The organism is Methylomonas sp. MgM2 (assembly GCF_054172045.1).
Window position 1 is genome coordinate 157361 of record NZ_JBSYXO010000005.1, and the last position, 16388, is coordinate 173748.

A 16388-nucleotide genomic window follows, 5' to 3' on the forward strand; every position below is an offset into this window, starting at 1 on the left:
GGATATGCCGGGACGGTTGATGCGCAGCTGCCTCAGAGAAGTCCTTGCGGTAATCAACATTGATTTCCGTCGCATCTTCTGCGTGTATACGGGCATCGTGGTTGCTGTCGATAGGTTTTGCCGGTTTGTCGCAAGCTGGGTATTGATCTGAACAGCTAAACGATAGCCGTATGTTTATGTCGCGAAATGGCCCACTGTTAAGTTCAACTTCACCTCCCCTGTTAATACAGTTTGTAAGTCGCCATTTGACAACTTTTTTAGACTAATGGGGTCTACGTTGCAAAACTAAGCCTGGCCGGCTAATCGGCCGGAAGCGTGGCTTACAAAACGACGGGAGACTAATCGCGATAATGACTGCATCTTTGAATCTTCTAACTCACCGGGTTACGGTAATATGGATAGCAATGCTGGCAAGCGTGCTGGTTTTTCACTGTGGCCACCTGATCCATAGGCATGGTCAGCATCGCTGGTTTCACGGCGCTCATATCGTGATGTTGCTCGGAATGCTTTATATGTACGCATCGATGGCGTTCGCCTGGAAATGGATTCCAGCGCGGGCTTGGATGAGCTTGTTCGCGTTCACAACGGCGGCGATTTTTCTATGGATGATTGCGCGCTGTATACAACGACGTAAGTTCAGTTACTTATGGATTTTGGCGCTGATTCAGCAGGCCGCGATGGTTTATATGTGGATGCCCGTGGGGTATTGGATACCCTGGCTCAGCTACTCGGCAGTCGGCTATTTTACGTTGGAAACCATCGGTTGGCTTATCGGCTTATGTAATGACGCAAGAGCTGGCCGCAGCATTGAGATCGGTTTTGGCGGCAAGGCATGGATAGGGCCTTTGATACCCCGGACTGTCACCGGCAATATCAGTATGGCCGTGATGGCGGCGTCCATGGGATACATGTTTGCCGCAATGCAGTTAATGTTATGACGGCATTAATCCGAATTGTGACGCGACGAACGTTAAACGCCGTTTGACGAGCCTGACTCGCTATCTTTTTTGTATGCCATTTGAATTGTTGAACAAAATGTTTCTAAGTCCTTAGGATATCGTTCAAAATAACTTCGCTATGTGGCAATAGTCACTGGGGACGTAGCGAGTGAGGATGTCGGCAGCAAGGACGCTGCCGTCAAGCCCCCATGGAAGGGTGCACGGCGTTCCTCATTCGGTATGACCCAGGGTTCGCACCGGCAAAACGGGAAGTTGTTTTTGGCCAAATCCTTAGCTGTGACAAGCGGAACTGACCGAATTATTTCGATCCGGCACCAAAGTGCGGGTACGCATCAACCAACAAGCGCGATCCGCACCAGCCGCCCGCAATCAGATAGGCCAAGCCGCCGGGTACCCACATGATCAAGCCGGCCAATTGCTGGTCTTGCAAGTCGCGGGCGTCGTTGTAGAAGGGGGTAGGCGCGAACGTCAACAAGGCGCCGAGCATACCGGTGTGCATCAGTGTGAACAGCACAGACAACAATGCGGTGGCAGCGTGCCGGCGTAATACCGACCACCAGAATAAACCTGCGGCAATGATAAATCCGGCATGTTCTGCCAGATGCCACCACGGGTTGGCCACGGCCAGATTGTAAAATTTCGGTGCATGCCAGAACCAAATCAAGAGGCCTTGCAGGCCGCCCATCCACAGCGGCCGGCTGCTCAGGCGAATCAAAGGCCGCCACAGCCAGAGGCTGTTCCGGCCGGTTGCGGCAAGCCACTGCGGCAAAGGCCGGGATACCACGAAAAGCGGCGCTACGACGACCATCATCAACAGATGTAGGGCCATGTGCAGCGAAGCGCTATCGGCCATGCCGCCGTATCGGTCGGCAAAAAGTGTCATGACGGTAATCAGACCGGCTATCTGAAAAGTCAACCATCTCGCCGTCGTCGGTGCCGTACGTCTCGCTCCGACGATATAGGCCGCCCAAAGTAGGGTCAGAAACAGTCCTCCGGCCATGGAGGGTGAAGAAACGTTCGTATCCGACACCAAACCATGCGCCTGTGCCGAATCGAATCGCAGCACCAGGCCGGTCAGCAGCGCTACCTTTAAAGACATTAAAGACATGGAGGCAAAAGCAGCGAGATCAGTCCCTGACTGAGCGTTACGATGGCCCCCAATAGATTGATTCCGGCGCCCAATCTGACGATAAACAGATCGATTGCCCGGTCGTTTCGCTCAAGATCGGAACGGGCCGCGCGCCAGCAACGGTGCGCCCAATACAACAACAGGCCGGATACCGTCAGAGAACCAAGCAGCAAAGCCGCATTGATCCAGGTGAAAGCACCCAGTTCAACCGACGGCGGCGCCCATTCGCAGACAAACGCCAAAGCCGAATATTTCAGGATAAACCAGGCGATCCAGACGATCAGGCCCATCGCCAGTTGCATTGGGTGATACGGCGACAACATCAGACGCTTCTCCATGCTGCGGATATTACGGCGATGGCCGCCAAGCTCAGCCAGAACACGCCGATCGTGTAAAGCCACCAGGGTGTCACGACGGCAATCTCGAATGGCGCGGTTTTGCCGACATAACCGTAGGCCGCACGTAGCGCCTGCAACAGCGTCATGATCACGGCCAGCCCGCTGTGAAACAGTTGATACATCAATACCACGGCGATCACGGCATCGTGAGCGGTTTCCGTGACGGCCAACGTCGATGTCGACCACGCCCACAGCAACAAGCCGATGTGGACCGAACCGACCGCGGCAATAATCCAGAGGTTACGCTTGAGATGAGTATCCGAGCCCATGCGTAGCCGTCGCAAGACGGACCAATGCCCGATTGCCGCAACCGTCAACAACCCAGCGCTGATCAACAACGGCAACCAAGACAGCGGCGGGAAGGCGGGCGCTTGCCAATGCGGCGCCACGGTCCGGAGGTAAAGCCAGCCGAACAGCAAGGAAAGAAACAGGGTGGCGTCTGCCAGCAGCGTCGTGATGATCCCCCATAAGCCGGGGCCGTCGAACGTGCGCGAATGTAAAGGCGGGTAACCCGGTTTGACGCTGGCATCCGGGGCCGCCGCCGGATGGGCGCCGTTGATCCAGGACCAGCGCAACAGCAATATCAAACTCAGCAACAGCGTAATCACCGCGATGTCGTAGGTCCTCAGCAACAGGCCGATACAGACGCCCGACAATGCCAAAGCCGAATAGAAAGGCAACCATGAGTTGCCGGGCAGGTGAATGATTTCGCGCAGCTCGCCGCTAAGCGGATCCGAGCCCCAGGTTTCGCGCCTGCCATGGTCTATCTCGGTCAAACGGTGTTTGCCTTCGGCCACGGTAGCCTGCAGATCGGGATGATCCCACGACGGGTGTCTGGTCGGACAATCGGGCAGACTGATGAAATTGTAAGGCTGAGGCGGCGTCGCGGTGGTCCATTCCAGCGTATCCGCCTGCCAGGGATTGGCGCCGGCCGGGCGGCCGTAACGAAAATGCAATGCGATATCGAGCAGAACCATCGCCACGCCCATCGCAATGATGAAACCGCCCGCCGAAGAGACGGCGTTGGGCAAATCCCATCCCAACCCCGCCGGATAGGTGTAAACTCGCCGCGGCATTCCGAGCAATCCGGTCAGATGCATGACCAGAAAGGTGGTGTTGAAGCCGACAAAGAAAAGCCAGAAGCCCCAGCGTGCAAGCTTTTCCGACGGCATGCGGCCCGAGAAATGCGGCAGCCAGTAGTATAAACCGGCAATCAACGGGAACAACATGCCGCCGACCACGACATAATGCAAATGGGCGACCACGAAATGCGTGTCATGAACCTGCCAGTTGAACGGCGCCACTGCCAGCATGACTCCTGTCAATCCGCCTATCATAAAGATCACCAGGAATCCGACCAGCCACAGCATCGGCACATGATATACCGGCCGCCCCGTCCATAAGGTCGCCAACCAGGCGAACAGCTGAATGCCGGTAGGAATTGCGACCAACATGCTGGCCACCGAAAAAAACGCCTGCGCCAGATGCGGTATGCCGACGGTAAACATATGATGCACCCATAGCCCGAAACTGATGAAGCCGGTCGCGATGACAGCCAGCACGATCCAGCGGTAGCCGACAATGGGGCGGCGCGAGAATACGGGCAGTAGGGTCGAGACGATGCCGGCGGCCGGCAGAAACAGGATGTACACTTCGGGATGGCCGAACAGCCAGAACAGGTGTTGCCAAAGGATAGGATCACCGCCGCGGGCGACATCGAAGAACGGCATGCCGGCCGCTCTTTCCAGTTCCAGCAAGATGCTGCCCAGGATCAACGGCGGAAAACCGAACAGGATCATCAGCGCCATGACCAATATGTACCAGCAGAACAGCGGCATGTGCAGCAGCGCCATGCCGGAGGTGCGGCTGCGCAGGATCGATACGACCAGTTCGACCCCGGCCGATACCGCGGAAATCTCGATGAAGGTGATGCCGAGCAGCCAGAAGTCGGCGTTCGGGCCGGGCGAGTGAGCGGCATTGGTCAACGGCGTATACATGAACCAGCCGGCCGCCGGCGCAATGCCCAACGGCAGGCTCGACATCAGAATCAGGCTTCCGAACAGATAACACCAATAACCGAACGCGCTGAGCCGGGGGAACAGCAAATCGCGCGCGCCTATCATTTTCGGGATCAGATACATCGCCAAACCCTCGATCGCAGGCACGGCGAACAGAAACATCATGATCGTGCCGTGCATCGTAAACAGCTGGTCGTAGAGTTTCGGCTCTACGATGTTCTGCGCCGGCAAGGCTAGCTGGGTGCGCATCAACATCGCGATCAGTCCGCCGATCAGGAAAAAAACGCCGCCGGTGATCATGAAGCGGATGCCGATCGTGGTGTGATTGACTATGGTCAAGGCCCTCCAGCCGCTCGGATTGCCCCATACTTTGATAAACTTCTGATGTAGCGCGTTTCTCTGTTGCCCGATCGCCTCATTCATGGGTGTGTGCCTCCAGCCAGACCTTAAAATCTTCAGGCTCATGTGCCTGCACCTCGAACACCATATGCGCGTGCCCCAGACCGCAAAATTCCGAGCATTGGCCGCGGAAACGGCCCGGCGTATCGGCTTGCAATCGCAGAATATTGGTCCGTCCCGGAATCATGTCAAGCTTGCCCGCCAGCCTCGGCACCCAGAACGAATGAATCACGTCGGCGCTGGTCACATATACATCGACCGGCATCCCGGTCGGCAGATGCAGCTCGTTTTTCAGCAAAATCCCCGCGTCGGGGTAGCGTACCTCCCACCACCACTGATGACCGGTCACCTCGATGCGCAGCGGCGTTTGCCCGGCGACGGGCAACGGCAGCATGCGATGCCCCATGGGAACGGCGAATCCCAACAGCGCCAGGATGCCGACCATGGGCAGCAGCAATCCTCCTCCTATCAGCCAGCGTTGATTGATCCGCCGAATTTGCGCGTCGGTCGCCGATAAAGGTTTACGCTTCATCGCATATAGCCATAACGCGGCGATGACTATAAGTACCAGCGCCGAAAAACCCAACATCCACCACCACAGCCTACTGACGGCGAGGGCCGCGGGTCCGGCCGGGTTCAATGCGGATTGATATTCGTCGCAACCGCTCAGGAAACAAAGGGTGATAAATAGTGCCGGTAACGTTAAACTGCGAACCATCGTCAACGATTCCGGTTGCCAGCCGGAAGGGAGGCCGTTATGGCGCAAGATCCCATCATTAGCCGTATGTCCATACACGGGCATCCGATACATCCTATGCTGATTCATTTTCCGGTGGCCTTTCTGCTCGGGCTGGTGGGGGCAGACTTGGCTTACCTTTACACCACTGATCCTTTCTGGATGCGCGTCGGTTTGTGGCTGGCGGGCCTTGGCAGCTTGGGCGGCTGGCTGGCCGGTCTGGCCGGTCTCGTCGATCTGCTGCTGGTGTGGCACATCCGCAATCTGATCATTGCTTGGAGCCATGCCTTGCTGGCCGTCATGACGCTGGCCCTGGCTTCGTTCAACTGGTTGTTGCGAGTATCCGCCGAAAACGGCTTTAGTCTCTGGAGCTTGTATGTTTCGCTGCTGACAGCGGCGATGATCAGCGTCACCAGCGTTCTCGGGGGGCAGATGGTCTACGGACACGCCGTCGGCGTTAAAATCGAGACCTGAGCCGTCGTGTGGTTGTTTCGGCTTAACAACTCGCAACTTCGCCTCCTACGCTGTATAAGGTTTGGTCAGCACGACCCAGACAATCGCCGGAATCAACATCACGACCATCACTCCGCTCAATGTGCACGGCAAGGTTAGGTCTCTGGCGGGGGATTTTTCAGCGCTTAGAATAATCCAGCCGCCGACAGCGTGACAAAGCACCAATGCCGTGACCAGCGTGAGTTTTATTATGAGCCAGTGGCTGGCAATGCCGGCTGTTACGAACAAGATCGTGCCGGAAATGATGGCAATCAATGCGGCCGGCGTTGCGAAGTGGCTGAACACCTTGAGGATCAAGGCTAAGTGACGCTGCCGTTCATCCGGTGTCGGCTGGGAAGATACGCCCGCTGTGAAAGCAAACAAATAGAGCAGTGAACCGCACCAACACACCACCGCCGAGATATGTAACAGCAAAAGCCAAATCATATCTTCCCCTTACGAGTAATGAAATTAATTCCCGTCTAGTACAACAGAACTCAAGTTCCAGATCATATCAAGCCTGAACCGTCGGGACTCCGCCTTGATAGTTTCATTTGAAGAATTTCCGCACGGTTTTTGTGTGCGGCGGCCAACTACTTTTAGACAATAAAATTAAGCTTTTCTTGCATTGTTGTCAGCGCCAATACGCCCGATGCCATACGCCTTTTGTTTCAATTGTCGGTTGGGCTAACTATAACCATGTTTGTTTGTCAGGTCATCAAGCATTTTTTTGATGGTTGAGCCAAATCGATCACCCGTTCAGTTTTTCTTGAACCAGCTGCCCTAAAGTCACCAAAGCTTTGTTCAACCGTTCGTCCCAATCCACCGCGCAATTCAGGCGGATGAAATTGCGGTATTTTTGCGTGGCGGAAAAAATCGGTCCCGGAGCAATGCTGATACCCAGGATCAAGGCCTGTTGGGTCAGGGTAATTGCGTCGACATTACCGGGTAGCTCCACCCACAACAGGAAGCCGCCCTGCGGCTGAGTGATTCGGGTGCCGGGCGGAAAGTACGCGCCAACCGCCGCTGTCATCCGCTCCACGGCTTGCCGGTACTGTTGGCGGGCCCGGCGCAGATAACGGTCGTAACCGCCGTGCTCCAAGACCTCGGCCACGGTCAACTGCGCCAGCGTCGGGGTGGCCAGATTCGTCACGTATTTCAGATATTCGGTTTTCTCATGCAGTGCGCCCGGTACCAGCCAGCCTACGCGCAAGCCGGGGGACAAGGATTTCGAAAAAGAGGCGCAATACAGCACCCGTCCTTCGCTATCCCGGCTTTTGACCGTTGACGGCCTGTGCAGGCTGAATCCCAGATCACCGTAAATATCGTCTTCTATCAACATGATTTGGTAGCGGTTGATCAATTCGACCAGGGCCTGTTTACGCAGGTCGGACATGCAATAGCCGAGCGGATTGCTGTAATTGAGCACCACAATACAGGCCTTGATCGGCCACTGTTCGCAGGCTAATTGAAGCGCTTCCAGGGCAATGCCTTCGCGCGGATGGGTCGGAATTTCGATGGCCCGCAAGGACAGCGATTCGATGACTTGCAGCAAGCCGTAAAAGGTAGGCGATTCCACGGCAACAATGTCGCCGGGTACGGTGACAGCCCGCAGCGCCAGCGTCATGGCCTCCTGGCAGCCGTTGGTGATCAGGATGTCGTTGGGATCGACCGGGCAGTTTTGTTCCGACATACGCTTGGCGATTTGCCGCCGCAGCTCCGGCGCGCCGGGCGGAAATTCGTAACTGGACATGCGCTGCCGGTAACGCCGAGACGCGGCTGCCGATAGTTGCGCCACTTTTTGCGTAGGCAGGAAGGACGGCGCCGGTACCGCCGCGCCCAGCTGGATGAATTGCGGATTATTGGCCGCTTTCACCAGCCGCAGCACCAGCTCCTGGCCGGTCACCTGGGTCGGTTCCCGCGACGGCGAGGACATGGCCGGTTCCTGCAGGACGGAGCGCAAGCGAGGCCGCACATAATAACCGGAGCGTTGGCGGGCCTCGATCCGGCCTTGGTCTTCCAGCAGGCGTAACGCCGATACCGCGGTAGCCGTGCTGATCTGGTGTTGCCGGCTGAGTAGCCGCACGCTGGGCAAGCGTTCACCCGGTCGATAGATGCCCTGATCGATGGCGGTTAACAAGTGTTCGGCAACGGTTTCGTAACGTAGCGTCATACACATTCCAATACAGTTGGGTTAAATCACAATCGATACAACGGTGTGCAGCTGTTAATTGTATCGATATAAATTAACTATTTTGCATCTGTATCGGTTTGGGCATCTTAGATTACAGTAACGCCTCCCATCAAGCGACCGAAGACTATGAAAACTTCACTATTTATTATCGATGCATTCACCGATCAAGCGTTCAGCGGCAACCCGGCAGCAGTTTGCTTGGTGAGTCCGGGTCGGGATGAAGCGTGGATGCAGAATGTTTCGGCGGAAATGAATCTATCGGAAACGGCTTTTTTGTATCCTCTGGATGCGGATATGTGGTCGTTGCGCTGGTTTACCCCGACCGTGGAAGTCGATTTGTGCGGCCATGCCACCTTGGCTGCCGCGCATGTGTTGCGGCACGAATTGGCAGTGGCCAATGGCCCGATGAAATTCCTGACCCGTAGCGGCATTTTGACCGCAACCGCGGCAGGCACCGCCATTAGTCTTGATTTCCCGGGCTTCATCGCTGAGCCGGTCGAACGGTCCGCGGATTACGATGCCGCAATCGGTGCGCAAACAACGGCCGCCTTGCGTGCCGGAAAGATTTTGATTCTTGTGGTGCGGGACGCGCAAACCGTGGCCGGCCTCAATCCCGATATGAACCTTATTCGCGGGTTGACCGGGCGGGGCGTCGCCGTCACAGCGGCCGCCGCTAACAATTCGCGCTGGGATTTTGTGTCCCGGTTTTTTGCGCCGGCGGTAGGCATACCGGAAGACCCGGTGACCGGCTCCGTGCATTGCATGCTCGGGCCTTATTGGGGAAAGGTTTTGGGGAAAGCGCAGCTGACCGCCTATCAGGCTTCGGCCAGAGGCGGCGAGGTCGGTATCGAGCTGTTGGGCGACAGGGTGCGGCTGTCGGGGCAAGCCAAAACCGTGATCAAGGGAGAACTTTATGCATAACCCTTCGCCGACAACTCGAAATGCGGCGGCCGTCAGGCGCGCTTATCTGTCGGGTATGGTCGGCATCGTCGGATTTAGTCTGACTTTGCCGGCCACCCGATTGGCAGTGGCGGATCTCGATCCGGTGTTTGTCGGGCTCGGCCGGGCAGTGGCGGCTTCGATATTGGCCGCGGTGGCGCTTTTGACGGTCAATGCCCGGCTGCCTAGCAAGCGTCAATGGCTAAGGCTGGGCTCGACGGCGTCCGGTGTGGTGATCGGTTTTCCGTTGTTATCGGCCGCGGCCATGCAAAGCGTTTCCGCCATTCACGGTGCGGTCATTGTCGGATTGACGCCTTTATTTACCGCCTGGTTTGGTGTGAGGCTGTCCGGCGAAAGTCCGTCGGGGAAATTTTGGTTGGCCACCGCAGTCGGCAGCATGGCGATCGTGGTTTTCGTGGTTTTATCGGGAGCCGGCACACTGCAAACCGCCGATCTGTATCTGCTGGCGGCCGTATTGTGCGCGGCTTACGGCTATGCGGAAGGAGCCGGTTTAACGAAAGAGCTGGGCGCCTGGCAGACCATCAGTTGGGCCTTGCTGGCAGCAACACCGCTATTGCTGCCCTGGGTGGTGATGGCGGCGCCGGCCAATTTCAAGCAGGTCGGCTGGCTCAGTTGGTCGGGGTTCGCTTATGTCAGTATAGTGAGTATGTATTTGGCGTTTTGCGCTTGGTACAGGGGTTTATCCCTGGGCGGTACCGCTCGCATCGGCCAATTACAGCTGTTGCAACCGTTTTTGACCATGGCGGCCGGTGCAACGTTGATGGGGGAATCCCTCGAAGCTCTCCAACTCGTTACGGCTCTGATTGTAGTGGGTTGCGTGATGGCCGGACGTAAGCACTGATAACAAAAAGGCTGCATCTACTATTTTGAGGAAAACAACATGAACGAAAAAGCCTTGTGCTGGCTGAACGGCACGCTATTGCCGCTGTCGGCAGCCAGCATACCGGTCAACGACCACGGTTTGCTGTATGGCGACGGCGTGTTCGAAGGCATACGCTTTTACAACCGCCGTGCCTTTCGTCTGCAACGGCATTTGCAGCGTTTGGAGCTGTCGGCGCGGGCGATTGCACTGGCAATACCGCTCTCCACCGAAGAATTGACGGCCGTCATCGAACGGCTGATCGACGCTTTTGCCGACAATGATGGCTACATCCGCCTGATGGTGACCCGCGGACCGGGCTCGCTGGGTTTGAATCCCAAAGGCTGCGAGCAGCCGAATGTCGTTATCATTGCCGATCAACTGAACATGGTCGATCGATCCAGCCGTGAGGAGGGCGCACGGCTGATCGTGTCGTCGGTGCGCCGCTTGCCGGCCGACGGCCTCGATCCGCGCATCAAAAGCCTGAATTATTTGAACCACATTCTGGCCAAAATCGAAGCCAATCATGCCGGCGCCGACGAAGCCGTCTTGCTGAATGCGCAAGGCCGTGTAGCCGAAGGTACTGCGGATAATATATTTATCGTGCGGAACGCTTGCCTGTTGACGCCGCCATGCTCGGAAGGCGCGCTGGAAGGTATCACCCGCGAATTGGTGCTACAGTTGGCGCAAGCCGAGGGCATCGAAACCAGTGAGCAGCCGTTGGGCGTGTACGACCTGTACGCCGCCGACGAATGTTTCTTGACCGGCACCGGCGCGGAACTGATTCCGGTGGCCGGCATCGATCAGCGGGTCATCGGCCAATGTCCGGGGCCGGTTTTCCGGAAATTACAGCAGGCCTTCATTCAGACCATCGCCGAAGAGTGCAAGGGCGCCTTATGAATTTGCTGGAGCATTTCGCGTTACAAGCCCGTTACAGCCAGTGGGTCAACCGGCGATTGTACGACGCTTGCGAGGCCTTGCCGGATGCCGAACGTAAACGCGATAGGGGCGTGTTTTTTGGTTCGATCCACGGCACCTGGAACCATTTGCTGTTGGGCGATCGCGTCTGGCTGGCCCGCTTGCAAGGTCGGCCGGCGCCATACCGGCGCCTGGACTTGGAACTTTGCGCCGACTTCGGCGAACTGCGTGCCGCGCAAAGCGCCAGCGACGTGGCGTTGCTGGATTTGATCCCGGGCTTGAGCGAAGATGACTTGCAACGGCGCATCGCATTTCGCAGTCTGTCCACCGGGCAAGATAAAGTGTTGGCCGTGGCTACCATGCTGACTACCTTGTTGATCCACAAAACCCACCATCGCGGCCAAATCACCGCGCTGTTGAGCCAGTGCGGTTGCGACTACGGCGCCATCGATTTCATCTGCGCGCCGTTTGTCGACTAATCTTGCATTTTTGTAACCGTTCAGCGATGGGACTAACTTTTGTTGTTGGAGCGGCTTTAGCCGCGAACGAAGGCTTTTATCGCGGCTAAAGCCGCTCCAACACAACCAGCGCATTGCTTGATTTCGAACAATCTGAAACCGAGTTGAATAGTTACGTATTTTTTAACTCTCTTAGGATCGTTCCGAATGCAGAATCAGCCCTCCCTATTGCCGCCGCTGGCAAGAAAATCCTTGTATCCGCCAGAGTCATTTGCGGCTTGCACGGCGCCCGGCTGGAAGGCCGGGAAAAACGGCCTTTAGGCGAATTGTTCGGCCTGTAAATTTCGGTGTCAATCCGACCCGGGTGGCGCCGGGGGCGATATCGGCTTTGCGCCATGCGCACAGCCGGCGCTGCGAAACCTTGGAAACGAAGCGCCAGCGAGTGAAGGTTGAGTAGTCCCTGGAAGCCGTAGCGCCGGGCGGTTTTTCGACTAGAAAAACTGCAAGGCATCGCGGAACGGCGTCGAGTCATGCGAGAGCCAAGGCTTTGATCCCCTTGCTGGGTCAAAGCCGAGGTGACGCGGACGGCCAGGGCCGCCGCAGGCAATCACGTGGCGGTGTAGGCGCGATTGCTAGCCAGGGATGGCTAGCAATCTTTCCCGCCGGAAGCCGACACTCTCCGGACAAGAAAATTTATCATGGCGGGTAATTGCACCGGTTTCAAGTCGTATCAGCCAATCTAAACTGTATCACCTCGGCATCAGCCCCCAAGCCGTCCAAATAATCCACCTAGGACAGCATTATTGAATAACTTTTAGGTTTTTCAACCGGTATTCCATTGCTTTGTTTGATACATGAAATTTTGTCGCCATTTCATCAACAAATTTTCCAACAGGCATCCTATCAGCATTGTTTTTCTGCTTGTAATTGCTAATGATCTTATTTCCTTCTGAAATAAGTGATACCTTCGGCATAAGAAGTTGTGCAGCAAAACTATTTGCTTCAGATTCAAAGGCGTCCCAGAAAGACTCGCTCCGGCTCATCGTTTTTCTAGAATCCGTAAAGCCCTTTTTTGAAGATGCAGAATGCAGGCAATAATGTCCAAGTTCGTGCGCCAAAGTGAATCGACGGCGAGGCTCATACGAATTTTCAAATGGGTTAATCCTAATAACGGGATCTCCATCAACGAAGGTTATTTCACCGACGATTTGATCGTTATGCAACGAAAAGTCGGTTTCAACTGAAATTCCTAACTCTTGCGCAATACTATCCACATTAACCGGAACACCAATACTTAGACCTTGGTTCTTCATTTCTTGTAAAAGGGATGCAGCATTTTTATAGAGTGGTTCACTCATTATTCACTCCTATATTGTTAGGTCGAAGTTGCGCAGCTAAGCCATGTACAGCATTCAATTCCTGAGCCGCTTGGGTAGCGAACGCTTGTGAATCAGCTAACCGTTCGTTGATGAGTTCATCTATCTTGGTTTGCAGCAAAGTTTCAATGTGGCGTTTGACATCCGGGTTTTCCAAAAGTGCATCGAGAAGTGACGTTGCTGTTTGTTCGTGACTCTTGATTTTATCCTTCAATTCGTTTAGCGCCTGTATTTCATGGGTTTCTTTTGTGGCTGAAAACTGCTGGGTAAAAACAAAGCCGGCTACGGCGAGTACAACGGTGATTCCAACGAAGAAAAACGTAGTGAATACAATAAACGTATTCGCAACAGCAACAGCATCCGACGGTTCAGCAATCGGAACAGGTGCAGCCCATGACAGAACCCAAGGCGATAAAGCGCCTCCTACAAATCCCAGCAACAGTACAGCAAGTATCTTGTACATTCGCTTCATATATTTTTTATTCCCTTAGCAATCCAAATGAGTTGATAATTTTGTCTTCTTTATATCATCAGCCCGATAACAACTAAAGATAGCAGGTCCAAAACTGGACCCTATTGATTTTATAGATAATCAAATTTTGGATTAGGCACAATTTCAAGTCGTACCCGCCCGCCTAAATGGTATTACCTCGACACCGGCCCGCAAGCCGTCTAAATAATCCGCCCAATCCTGCATGCCCGTTGCGGCAAATATTCTGCATGATTGTAAGCAGTTCTAGCGCTGTTCTTTTTGCTATGGGCTAGTTGGCGCTCAATCCAATCCCGGTTGAAGTGTAGTTCATTCAAACGGGTAGAGACCATCGAACGGAAGTCGTGGTCGGTCATTTCCTTTTTGCTTAGCCCATGCGCCGGATCGCACCATTAACGATGTTTTACGACATGGGCCTGTTTTTCTTTTGTTCCGACGGAATCAGGCAATTTCGGTTGCCGGACTGTGCTCGCAGCTCCTTAAGCAAGATCACGGTTTGATCAGCCAGCAGCCCGAATTCCTGTTACGTTGGTTAGATGCCTAAAGCCAACGTTTTTCGTTTGCCGGCAAAACGATAGTTATAGCGAAAGTATTCTGCACCGATTGGGTTTACCAGAAGGTAAAGTCCTTTGTCGTCTTGCAGCTTGTAAGGCTTATCCAGACTGGGCTTGGCGTTACGAATAGCGGTATGTCAATAGACGACATTAGACAACACTGGACAATAAAAAACCCGCTAAGTCAGGAAACTCGCGGGTTTTTGGATTCTGTGAGACTGCTTGAGAATCTTAAATGGTGCCTCGGGCCGGAGTCGAACCGGCACGGATGTTACTCCGCGGGATTTTAAGTCCCGTGCGTCTACCAATTTCGCCACCGAGGCAACGCAAGCCGGCCATTATAATTTAGCGCTGATTTTTGTCAATTAACTTTCATTATCGATTTTTTGCAATTTCTTTAAAATGCTTTTGCTAATCGCGGCAACGAATGCTTCCGGGTTGTCGTATTGTTGTTCGCGTATAAAGCTTACGGCCGATTGTACGATTTGCTTGGTGCCGGCGATTTCTTCGTGCGAGCGGCCGCAGCCCTGACAGTGCGTGCCGTCTTTGGTGCATTGGTCGACACAGGGATTGAATTTCATTATTTCTCCTCGGAAGATGATGCGCCGGTAGCGCTTTCGGATAGGCGGTGAACATAAATCGTTGCGCCGATGACGGCGGCTTGGCCGATCAGAAAATTGACCAACGGCAGGGTCAGTGCCAAACCGGCGACGCCGCCAAAGCTAAGCGCGCCCCAGCGCGATTGTTGCAAGAACTGTTTTTGATCGCTAAAGCTGAGTCCGCGGTTTTCCAGCGGGTAAGCCATATATTCCATCGCGAAGCCCCAGGCCGCGAAAATGGCCCATAATACCGGAGCAATCAGATTCACGACCGGTATCAGGAACAACAGTAGCAGCGGTAGGGTGCGTACCACCAAATAGCCTATACGGTTCAGCTCTCCGAGGAATACTTTGTTCCAGGGTTGCTCGACGATAGGCGCTTCCTGGCCGAGCACGATTTGCAACGCCTTGGCCGATAGTTGACTGTAATAAGGCGCCGCGATCAGATTGGCAATTAGCGTGAACGTGAAAAAGCCTATCACCAGAAAACTGACAAAGAACAAGGGCCACAATATCCAGCTGATCCACGATAGCCACTCCGGGATGAATTCGTGTATCAGCGCGGACACCGAGTGATAGCCTACTACGAAAGCGCCGGTGTATAGCACGAAGTTGATGAACATCGGGATTAGAAGATATTTGCGCAGGCCCGGATGGTTCAGCAGTTTTACGCCTTGCAGTAAACAGCTTAAAGCCAAGACCGGATTGTTGCCGTTTTTAAGATTTAACATGGTTGTAGACTCCTTACGCCGTGTTTGCCGGGGTCGACGACGACGCCGTTTTCGGTAACGATCGCGCTGATGAGTTCCGCGGGCGTGACGTCGAATACCGGATTCCAGGCCGTGACCAATGAACCGTCGCCTAAATAGCAATCGGCCAGCAATTCTTTGGGGTTGCGTTGTTCGATTTCAATGCGGCTGCCGGTTTCCAGGCTGAAATCGAAGGTGGAAGAGGGCGCCGCGACCATGAGCTTTACGCCGTGCTGTTTGGCCAAGACCGCCAGCGAATAAGTGCCGATTTTATTGGCGACATCGCCGTTGGCGGTGATGCGGTCGGCGCCGACCACGATCCAATCGACTTTGCCGGATTTCATTAGCCAGGCCGCGGCCGAATCGGCGATCAGCGTGGCCGGAATGCCGTCTTGAGCCAGTTCCCAAACCGTTAGCCGGGCACCTTGCAGCCAGGGGCGGGTCTCGTCGGCATAGATGTTTTTTAAATGGCCGCGCTTGTAGGCGCTACGGATCACGCCCAAGGCGGTGCCGTAGCCGCCGGTTGCCAGTGCGCCGGCATTGCAATGAGTCAGCACCGCGTTGGCGCGGCCCAGGATGTCGGCGCCGCGTTCGCCCATGGCCAGGTTGGCGGCGATATCGTCGTCGTGGATGTGTTGGGCTAGCTCGGTTAGCGACGCAATCGGATCGGCGTCGTTAGCTGCCAGTTGTCGGCGCATTTTGTCCAATGCCCAAAACAAATTCACCGCGGTGGGCCGGGAGCCGGCCAAGCGCTGCATATCCTGCTCGACTTTAGCTTGCCAGCCGTCGCCGGGATAATGCTGTAAGGCCGACAATACTACGCCGTAAGCCGCCGCGATACCGATGGCGGGCGCGCCGCGTACCCGCATCGAGGCGATGGCTTCAGCCACGCCGGCCGCGTCTTGATATTCGTCGTAGGCGATGGTTTCCGGCAATTGGCGCTGGTCCAGCACTTTCAAGCCGCGGCCGCTCCATTGTAAGGCTTGCACGGATAGATTCGAGCTTAATGTCATGTTCGATTCCGAAGATAAATTGGGTGAGGAGTGCATGGCGACGTTCTGACATCATGAATGTTAGATAGTGTCGGTTCGGCGCTATTC

General features: G+C 55.1%; 18 protein-coding genes and 1 tRNA gene. 6 read left to right on the forward strand and 13 right to left on the reverse strand.

Going from position 1 to position 16388, the window contains the following annotated elements; genetic code table 11:
- Nucleotides 1–350 precede the first annotated feature (350 nt).
- Complete coding sequence (locus tag ACW73I_RS06160) at nucleotides 351–938, forward strand: hypothetical protein (RefSeq protein WP_458028363.1); 588 nt, start codon at nucleotides 351–353, stop codon at nucleotides 936–938.
- 319 nt (nucleotides 939–1257) lie between these two features.
- Here ACW73I_RS06160 and ACW73I_RS06165 read toward each other — a convergent pair whose 3' ends face one another.
- The 4 genes from ACW73I_RS06165 to coxB are packed head-to-tail and all read right to left on the reverse strand — an operon-like array spanning nucleotide 1258 to nucleotide 5621.
- A complete protein-coding gene (locus ACW73I_RS06165) occupies nucleotides 1258–2058 on the reverse strand; it encodes a cytochrome c oxidase assembly protein (protein WP_458028364.1) in 801 nt (266 codons plus the stop codon).
- Nucleotides 2058–2411, reverse strand: a complete 354-nt coding sequence (locus ACW73I_RS06170) for a hypothetical protein (RefSeq protein WP_458028365.1) — start codon at nucleotides 2409–2411, stop codon at nucleotides 2058–2060. Before ACW73I_RS06170 ends, ACW73I_RS06165 begins: the two co-directional genes overlap by 1 nt.
- Nucleotides 2411–4927, reverse strand: coding sequence for a cytochrome c oxidase subunit I (gene ctaD / locus ACW73I_RS06175; protein ID WP_458028366.1), 2517 nt, complete (start codon nucleotides 4925–4927; stop codon nucleotides 2411–2413). The genes ACW73I_RS06170 and ctaD overlap by 1 nt, the downstream gene beginning before the upstream one ends.
- Nucleotides 4920–5621: a cytochrome c oxidase subunit II gene (gene coxB, locus ACW73I_RS06180; protein ID WP_458028367.1), complete on the reverse strand. Its 702-nt coding sequence runs from the start codon at nucleotides 5619–5621 to the stop codon at nucleotides 4920–4922. Before coxB ends, ctaD begins: the two co-directional genes overlap by 8 nt.
- Nucleotides 5622–5660: 39 nt before the next feature.
- Here coxB and ACW73I_RS06185 point away from each other — a divergent pair, with 39 nt between their 5' ends.
- Nucleotides 5661–6113 (forward strand): DUF2231 domain-containing protein, encoded by a 453-nt coding sequence (locus ACW73I_RS06185; RefSeq protein WP_458028368.1) that lies wholly within the window; start codon nucleotides 5661–5663, stop codon nucleotides 6111–6113.
- Between the two features lie 45 nt (nucleotides 6114–6158).
- On the opposite strand, the gene ACW73I_RS06190 is transcribed toward ACW73I_RS06185, so the two are convergent.
- On the reverse strand, nucleotides 6159–6578 hold the full coding sequence (locus ACW73I_RS06190; RefSeq protein WP_458028369.1) for a CopD family protein: 420 nt from the start codon (nucleotides 6576–6578) through the stop codon (nucleotides 6159–6161).
- 304 nt (nucleotides 6579–6882) lie between these two features.
- Nucleotides 6883–8304 carry an aminotransferase-like domain-containing protein gene (locus ACW73I_RS06195; protein WP_458028370.1) on the reverse strand — a complete coding sequence of 474 codons (1422 nt, stop codon included), beginning with the start codon at nucleotides 8302–8304 and terminating at the stop codon, nucleotides 6883–6885.
- A gap of 147 nt (nucleotides 8305–8451) precedes the next feature.
- Between ACW73I_RS06195 and ACW73I_RS06200 the strand changes: the two genes are divergently transcribed.
- Genes ACW73I_RS06200 through ACW73I_RS06215 form a run of 4 tightly spaced genes read left to right on the forward strand, consistent with a single transcriptional unit; the run spans nucleotide 8452 to nucleotide 11541 of the window.
- Nucleotides 8452–9246 carry a PhzF family phenazine biosynthesis protein gene (locus ACW73I_RS06200; RefSeq protein ID WP_458028371.1) on the forward strand — a complete coding sequence of 265 codons (795 nt, stop codon included), beginning with the start codon at nucleotides 8452–8454 and terminating at the stop codon, nucleotides 9244–9246.
- A complete protein-coding gene (locus ACW73I_RS06205; RefSeq protein ID WP_458028372.1) occupies nucleotides 9239–10126 on the forward strand; it encodes a DMT family transporter in 888 nt (295 codons plus the stop codon). The genes ACW73I_RS06200 and ACW73I_RS06205 overlap by 8 nt, the downstream gene beginning before the upstream one ends.
- Before the next feature lie 39 nt (nucleotides 10127–10165).
- Nucleotides 10166–11044, forward strand: a complete 879-nt coding sequence (gene ilvE / locus ACW73I_RS06210; protein ID WP_458028373.1) for a branched-chain-amino-acid transaminase — start codon at nucleotides 10166–10168, stop codon at nucleotides 11042–11044.
- Nucleotides 11041–11541, forward strand: a complete 501-nt coding sequence (locus ACW73I_RS06215) for a DinB family protein (RefSeq protein ID WP_458028374.1) — start codon at nucleotides 11041–11043, stop codon at nucleotides 11539–11541. Before ilvE ends, ACW73I_RS06215 begins: the two co-directional genes overlap by 4 nt.
- Before the next feature lie 779 nt (nucleotides 11542–12320).
- Here ACW73I_RS06215 and ACW73I_RS06220 read toward each other — a convergent pair.
- The 7 genes from ACW73I_RS06220 to mtnA form a co-directional block, all read right to left on the reverse strand.
- Nucleotides 12321–12878, reverse strand: a complete 558-nt coding sequence (locus tag ACW73I_RS06220) for an ImmA/IrrE family metallo-endopeptidase (RefSeq protein WP_458028375.1) — start codon at nucleotides 12876–12878, stop codon at nucleotides 12321–12323.
- Nucleotides 12871–13359, reverse strand: coding sequence for a hypothetical protein (locus ACW73I_RS06225; RefSeq protein ID WP_458028376.1), 489 nt, complete (start codon nucleotides 13357–13359; stop codon nucleotides 12871–12873). The genes ACW73I_RS06220 and ACW73I_RS06225 overlap by 8 nt, the downstream gene beginning before the upstream one ends.
- Before the next feature lie 559 nt (nucleotides 13360–13918).
- Nucleotides 13919–14068 carry an Arm DNA-binding domain-containing protein gene (locus ACW73I_RS06230; RefSeq protein WP_458028412.1) on the reverse strand — a complete coding sequence of 50 codons (150 nt, stop codon included), beginning with the start codon at nucleotides 14066–14068 and terminating at the stop codon, nucleotides 13919–13921.
- Between the two features lie 108 nt (nucleotides 14069–14176).
- Nucleotides 14177–14263: transfer RNA gene (locus tag ACW73I_RS06235), tRNA-Leu, on the reverse strand.
- Between the two features lie 42 nt (nucleotides 14264–14305).
- Complete coding sequence (locus ACW73I_RS06240; protein ID WP_458028377.1) at nucleotides 14306–14521, reverse strand: DUF1289 domain-containing protein; 216 nt, start codon at nucleotides 14519–14521, stop codon at nucleotides 14306–14308.
- On the reverse strand, nucleotides 14521–15270 hold the full coding sequence (cysZ, locus tag ACW73I_RS06245; RefSeq protein ID WP_458028378.1) for a sulfate transporter CysZ: 750 nt from the start codon (nucleotides 15268–15270) through the stop codon (nucleotides 14521–14523). The genes ACW73I_RS06240 and cysZ overlap by 1 nt, the downstream gene beginning before the upstream one ends.
- Nucleotides 15264–16301, reverse strand: a complete 1038-nt coding sequence (gene mtnA / locus ACW73I_RS06250; protein WP_458028379.1) for an S-methyl-5-thioribose-1-phosphate isomerase — start codon at nucleotides 16299–16301, stop codon at nucleotides 15264–15266. Before mtnA ends, cysZ begins: the two co-directional genes overlap by 7 nt.
- Between the last annotated feature and the right edge of the window lie 87 nt (nucleotides 16302–16388).